The sequence below is a fragment of the Variovorax sp. P4_D9 genome, assembly GCF_056401695.1.
The window spans coordinates 1-5,957 of the sequence record NZ_JBFUIU010000566.1 but is presented as its reverse complement, the minus strand read 5'-3'; the positions used below and the strand labels follow the sequence as shown (position 1 = coordinate 5,957).

General features: G+C 67.2%; 4 protein-coding genes. All 4 read right to left on the bottom strand.

Going from position 1 to position 5,957, the window contains the following annotated elements:
• Positions 1 to 60: 60 nt before the first annotated feature.
• Complete coding sequence (locus AC1DY5_RS38940) at positions 61 to 192, bottom strand: hypothetical protein (protein ID WP_478119800.1); 132 nt, start codon at positions 190 to 192, stop codon at positions 61 to 63.
• 248 nt (positions 193 to 440) lie between these two features.
• The gene (locus tag AC1DY5_RS38935; RefSeq protein WP_478119799.1) at positions 441 to 902 is read right to left on the bottom strand and encodes a lecithin retinol acyltransferase family protein; all 462 of its coding nucleotides are present in this window, start codon (positions 900 to 902) and stop codon (positions 441 to 443) included.
• A gap of 397 nt (positions 903 to 1,299) precedes the next feature.
• Entirely contained in the window at positions 1,300 to 2,199 is a 900-nt protein-coding gene (locus tag AC1DY5_RS38930) for an alpha/beta hydrolase (protein ID WP_478119798.1), read from the bottom strand.
• Between the two features lie 659 nt (positions 2,200 to 2,858).
• Positions 2,859 to 5,858, bottom strand: coding sequence for a transglycosylase domain-containing protein (locus tag AC1DY5_RS38925; RefSeq protein ID WP_478119797.1), 3,000 nt, complete (start codon positions 5,856 to 5,858; stop codon positions 2,859 to 2,861).
• Positions 5,859 to 5,957: the final 99 nt, after the last annotated feature.

The window sequence follows — 5,957 nt, the reverse complement described above, 5'->3', positions numbered from 1 at the left end:
CGTCCTGGAAGGAGGGCACGTGCTTTCGGCCGCGCCGGGCGCGCGCTGGGGTTGGCGTCGTCATGAACTCGCCTTTCGCAGGAGCTCCTGGCCGATGCGCAGGCCCAGGCCGAGCATGACGGCGACAGAAAGCGGCCAGAGAACGAAGACCAACAGCACCAGCACAGCGCAGCCGACCAGCACCAGGAACACCAGGATGGCGGTGTCGCCCCGTCCGGCCTATGGCCTTGCCGAGCAATTCCGGCCAGCCATCCGCGGCGGCACGAGCGCGCAGCGTGGTGGCAGCGCGGCAGGCGCCCAGGTAGATCAGTCCGGCAAGCATGGATCTCGTTGGCCCTCGTTCAGAATATCGTGAAACAAGATGCGATTTAATTTGGTTCGCGTCGATACTATCGCACGGCTGAATAAAAAGCGCAAGATTTGGACGGAGCAAACGACAATCACCGCTTCGAACCTGGACTTGGAAGCCTCCAGGCCGACCGCCAACACCAGCGACGCCACACAGCTGACAGGACGACATGCAGCCGCGCGCGCAGTGCGTCGATCTGCGCGCTGCGGCTGTTGCCATGCACGCACCAGTTGCAGAAATGCTCGCAGTTGTTGTTCCAGAGCGAGAAGCGGTTCTCGCCGATGCGTTGGCGTGCGCGCTCGACGCAGGCTGCACCGACGTGGCGTGCGCCGGCGTTGTCCCGCACAGCGATCGGTCGTCCCATGCGGAACCGATCCAGCGCGACCTCTTCGACCGGGCCGGGCTGCCAGCCGCGGCTGAAGCCGGCGTAGTGGATCACGAGACCATGCCCGGCGTAGATCCCGTGATGGGCGTAGCCACGGCGCGGCGAGACGAGGTGGGCGCCGAGAGGCCACTCTTCCGGCGCGGTGGGGGTGTGCGTGTCCGGGTTCATGGGGGCCAGTCTTGCCACCCTGGATCACCAGCGCATGTCCGGATGCGCTGCAGCAAATTACATCTGAAACTCGCGCCGCAATCCGGCGGTAACGGGAGGGCACGACAGTCCGTCAACAGTCACTTCAACCGAAAGGAGCCGCCGTTGAACACCCTCGCTTTTCAGCGAGCAAAACGATCGGGGCTCAGTCGGGGCCGAGGATCGCCCTATTGTTGCGGGGCTTGAGCATGTCGACGGTCTCTGCAAGCGCCCGGGCCCGGTTCGAGGCGCACGTCGCGCAGTCCGAGAGTGCGCGTCCCCACGCGCGGGCCCACCGGTTCGACGGGCTTGCCGCTGCCGAGCAATGGCCCATGCAGGCCCGCAGTCTGAGAAGCGATCATCTCGCTTTACCGATGCATCAGCCTTCGCCGCTCGAAGCCGCTTCCACGGCTTCACGCAGCAGCCTTCCAGCTCTGGCGACACCTTGCCTGCCTTGCGCCAACACCTGATGGTAGGTGGGCCAGACGTGAAACATCTTCGGCCAAATCTCAAGCCGCACGCCCACATCGGCGAGACCCGCCGCGCGGGCGAGTGCGACCGCGTCATCCAGCAAGGCCTCCGTGGCCCCCACGAAGATCGTGAGAGGGGCGATGCCGCTCAGATCGGCGAAAACCGGCGACGCGAGAGGTGTCTCTCGTGACCGCTTTCCAAGGTACTGCTCGGCCAAAAACTGCATGATCTCGCGGTTGAGGACCGGATCTCGCTTCGCGTTGCGGCTGTAGCTGTCAGAGGTCGCTGTCATATCGGCCCAGGGCGAGACAAGCAATGCGCAGGCCGGCTGCTGCATGCCCAGTTCTTTCAGTCGGACAAGCAAGGCCACGGCCAGGCCCGCTCCCGCGCTATCGCCGGCGACCGCGATCTGACGAGGTTTGAAGCCGGAATCCAGGAGGAATCTGTATCCACTGACCGCATCTTCCAGGGCATGCGGAAACGGGAACTCAGGGGCACGCCTGTAGTCGAGGGCGAGCGTTCTCATCGTTGCCGCGCGGCCCAACTCGCTCACGAGGTGCCGGTGGCTCTTCAGCGAGCCCCAAACATATCCCCCGCTGTGCAGATAGAGGATGACTTCGCTGGTGCTCGCGACAGGCGTGGACGTCCATTCAGCTTGAACGCCGTGCGCCTCCACCTGTTCCACACAGACATCCGCTGCCAGCGGGAAGAGATCTCCCAGAGCGTCGGACGCTGCCCGACGTTGCTCAATGTCGAGGGACGCCGGTTGCGCACGAAGCATAGCTTCCAGTCGTTCAAGCTCATTCATCGGAACACCTCTTTCAGCACGACAGGCCTCAAGGCAGCTTAAAACACGCCCCTCTTGTGGACAAGCCTCGGCCTCGGCCAGGTGTGACTCAAGTGATGAGCGGCGGAGACTGGAAAGGGCGATGTCATCGCGCCGGGATTGCACCTCTGACCAAGAACGAATCTACGCCGAATCGGGACGCGCATCTCTGGCGCGGCCGCCCCGCCAAAACAGCCTCGGATCTGAGCACTGCGGTATATCATGAGCGTCCTCCCAAGGTGCTTCCCCCACTCATGGCCATCTCCCCGCAGGGCGCCGACAGACACTTCGGAACGGAAGTTCAGCAGCAGCTGGCCGAGGCCTTGATCCTTGCGGAAGATGCCCAACGATCATTTGTACCAACGGCTGTCCCTGTCTTGCTCATCCGATGGCTACGTGTCGCGCAGCAGTCGTCAATCAAGGTGGCCAGGACCGACTCGATGCGATGCAGTTCCGCCAGCTTGGCACACACCTCGGCGAGATTTGGCTCCGCGAGTTGGCGCGACTCGTCGCATCGCGCGGGGCCAAGCTGCGCCCGCGATCTGGAACGCAGTCCTTTCGGCCTGACGCGGCGCGAGTTCCTTTGGCCGCGCGGATAATTCGCATCAGAGCCGCATTGACAAAGAACRAGAATTGACCTGTCAATCCCCCCCGCACCCGCCGCGCTCGAGCACAGGCAGCAACTGCGGCCCCAACGACTTCAGCAGCTGGGTCGGCAGCGCGCTCGTGAACCGATAGCGGGCGGCATAGGGTTCGTGCACGTAGGCCATGATGGTGCCGAAGTAGCGGTCGCCGATCATGAAGACGAAGGTGGCCGAGCGGTCGATCTTGCGCTCCGAGATCACCCGCCCRCCGCGGCCGATGCGTTCGTAGCGGTGGTCGCCGGTGCCGGTCTTGCCGCCGAYCTCGATCACGCGGCCGCTCGCRTCCTTGAGCGCACCCTGGAGCCGCCCGGCGGTGCCGCCGTGCACCACTTCGACGAGCGCGCTGCGTACCGTCGCAGCCACYTCGACGGACAACGCCCGTTCGACCCTCGCKTTGCGCGGYTCGAGCCGGGTTTCGTAGGGCGTGTCGCGCGCGAAGTGCAATGCGCCGACCCGTTGCGTCGGCCGCCGCACGCCGTCGTTGACGATGATGCCCATCAACTCCGCCAACGCGCCCGGCCGGTCGCCCGACGCGCCGATCGCGCTCGCGTAGGACGGCGTGAGCGATGCGAACGGGTAACCCAGCCGCTGCCATGAACGATGGATCTGCGCGAAGGCGTCGAGCTCGAGCAGTTCGCGCACGCGCCTGTCCTGCGCGCCCTTGTGGCGCGTCTTGAAGAGCCAGGCGTAGACCTCCTGGCGTTCGCGCGCGCTGGCGTCCAGCACCTCGGTCAGCGACGCACCGGGGTGACGCCGCAGGTAGCCGACCAGCCAGAGCTCGAGCGGATGCACGCGCGCGACGTAGCCGCGATCCGTGAGCGACAAACCGGCGTAGGTGTTACGCAGCGCCCGCAGTGCGCGCGGCGAGGCGGCGCCGCGGCCGGTCTGCCGTATCAGCAGCGCGTCGAGCTGCGCCTCGCTGGCTTCGGGCTCGATCGTGAACAGCACGCTCGCCAGGCGTGGCGCCGACGGCCTCACGCCGCGCAGCAGCAGCGCCTCGGCGCCCGCGGCGGGCTGGCGCTGGTACTTGCGATAGAAGCGCACGAGGTAGGCCGAGCCTTCGCGGTCGGCAAAGCGCGCGAGCATTTCGCGCCGGCCCGGGTCGGCAGGGTCCTGCAGCATGCGCTCGGCATCCGATTCGCCGCCGTACATCCGGTGGCGCACCAGGTCGCGCATCAGGCGGATGAACACCAGGTTGACCGAGTGCTTGAAGCCCTCTCGCACCGTCATCGAGCTGCCGCCGTGAGAGCGCTCGAAGTTTCCGAACTGGTGCATGCCGCCGCCGGTGAAGAAGGCCTCCGACGGGCTCGCAGAGTACCGGCGCTCCATGGCGGCCTCGAGCATCGGCGCGAGGCTGCGGTCCTTGGCGCGCAGAAGGTATGTCCGCGCCCAGGCGCCCAGCGGATCGCGCGGGCTCACCGCCAGCGCCGACAGCTCGGTGGAGCTCAGATCGGCCCAGCGCGCGTGCAGTTCGGCGACGAGCTCCAGGTAGCTCACCAGGGTGCGCAGCTTGGCCGTCGAGCCCAGGTCCAGTCGCGCGCCCTGGTTCACGTCGAAAGGCTGATCGATGCTGTCGGCCTGGACACGCAGCAGGTTCGCCCGTGCGCCGCGCTCGAACAGCGTGAAGCTGTAGACCAAGGGGGCGGGGTCCGCGCCGGGGTCGAGCATGTGGAAGCCGACCAGTCCCGCCGCCTTTGCCGCGGCGGGCGCGCGCAGGCCGGCGAGAATTCGCGCCGCGAGCGCCTGCGCCTCGCCGTCGAGGCTGGTTTCCGCCTCGAGGTCGAGACGCTCGAGGTCGTAGGCGCGCGGTACGTCGAGCAGGGTGGAGATGTGGGTGCGCAGCGCGCTCGCGGCCTTGCGCTGGACGAAGTCGGTCCTCGGCGCCGGCGGCAGTTCGGGCTGCAGGCGCAGGGGCAGCGGCAGTGCCGCATCGCGCAGCGGAGTCGATATCACGCCGGCCTCGGCCATCAGCCGCAGGTAGCTGTCGGTCAGCCGCGTCAGGCCCGTGCCGTCGCCGAGCAGATGCTGCGACGGGCGGCGCTGCGCGATCATCAGCGACAGCGCCTGCTTGAAGGCTTCGGCCTGGCGCCGCAGCGCTTCTTCCGTGGGCGCGGCGCCTTCGTCGTAGTCGGCGAGCAGCCGGTTGACTTCGCCGAAGTCGCGGCCGTACCAGGCCCACAGGCCGTCGCCCAGGCCGTGCACTTCGCCGATACCGGGGCGCGCGGCCAGAGGCACCGTATCGAGGTAGTCGACGACGATCTGGCGGCGCCGCGTCAGCGTGTCCTCGCCGTCCTGGTAGGCGCGCAGCGAGGCCGATGCCATCTGGCGCAGCTTCTCGCCGACCGACGCGGTGCGGCCGTGAGGGGAATGGCGGTACTTCTCGATCTGGGTCGCCAGCGTGCTGCCGCCCGTCGCCGCCTGGCTGGGGTCGACGGCCCGGCGCGCCTGTTCGAGCGCGGCCTTCGCGAAGCGCTCAGGATCGATCGCGGGGTTGCGCTGCGGCGGCTGCGCGTCCAGCAGGCGGCGGTCCTCGACGAACAGCAGGGCGCTCACCAGCAGCGGCGGCACCTCCTCAAAGCGCTCGTACACGCGCGTCGGCACGCGCGTGTGCAGCAGCTCGGCATTGCGGCAGTCGCGCACGGTCAGGCCTGCCTGATTCTTCTCCCGGTAGGGGATGAAAAGCTTGCGCTCCTGCAGTTCGATCAGCCGCGGCGACATGCGGGCCTGGCGGGTGATCGCGAAGCCCAGGGGCTCCAGGCGCTCGATGTAGCCGGGCAGCTGGTCGTAGCCCAGCCGCTCGTCATAAGGCCCGGTGTGGGGGAAGCGGATGGCATCGCTGGCACCGACGTCGACGCTGAAGCGGGCACCGCTGGCGAGGTCGCGCCACAGGGCCGATTGCAGCCGGGAAGTCTTCAATTCGTCCACCGTGAATGCGGCAAGCGCACCCACGACGCCAAGCCCAGCGCCGATCCAGAAAACCTTCTTGAACCATGTCATGCTCTGCCTCGCACACAGTCCGCACCGTGGGTTCGTGAATGACGGATGATGCGCTTTCCGCAGCCATTTGGCTTGTTCCGGATGCTGGTGTGCTGCGGC